We start from the raw sequence: 593 nt of genomic DNA on the forward strand, positions 1-593 counted from the left end.
TTGATCGCCTGGACAAACTTGCCACCTTCGAGGAAGTCCATCAGCGGCATCATGGCAGCCATGATCTTGCGGCCTTTGGCGAAGTCCTTCTCGATCACGCAGGCCTCGTACAGGGCCACGTGCTCGCGCGGGATGAAGTTGGAGCCGGCGCAGACCCAGCTCTGGGCGCCCCAGGCGAAGAATTCCAGGGCCTGGTCGTCCCAGCCGCACGACAGCTGGATGTTCGGGCGGTGGATGGCCAGGCGGTGCAGCTGGGCCATGTCACCGGAGCTTTCCTTGATGGCGACGATGTTTTTCACATCGGCAACGGCATCGAAGAACTCCTCGCCCATGCTCACGCTCATGCGGCCCGGGTAGTTGTAGAGCATGATCGGCAGGCCGGCGGCGGCGTCGACAGCTTTGACGTGCAGGGCGATTTCCTGCTGGGTCGGCAGCGCGTATGGCGGGGTGCCCACCAGCAGGGCGTCAGCCTTGATTTCCTTGGCGTGCTGGGCGAAGGCCACGGCGTCTTCGGTGCGGATGCCACCGGTGCCGACGATCAGCGGCAGGCGGCCGTTGAGCACGTCCTTGGCCTGGGCGGCCAGCTCGATGCG

Annotated in this window: 1 protein-coding gene; it reads right to left on the minus strand. The window is 65.1% G+C overall.

Going from position 1 to position 593, the window contains the following annotated elements; genetic code table 11:
- A partial coding sequence (locus HP546_RS30965) for a dihydrodipicolinate synthase family protein (protein WP_172233860.1) occupies positions 1–593 on the minus strand: 593 nt, incomplete at both ends.

It is taken from the genome of Pseudomonas sp. CM25 (assembly GCF_013179705.1).
In the GTDB taxonomy this organism is placed as follows: domain Bacteria; phylum Pseudomonadota; class Gammaproteobacteria; order Pseudomonadales; family Pseudomonadaceae; genus Aquipseudomonas.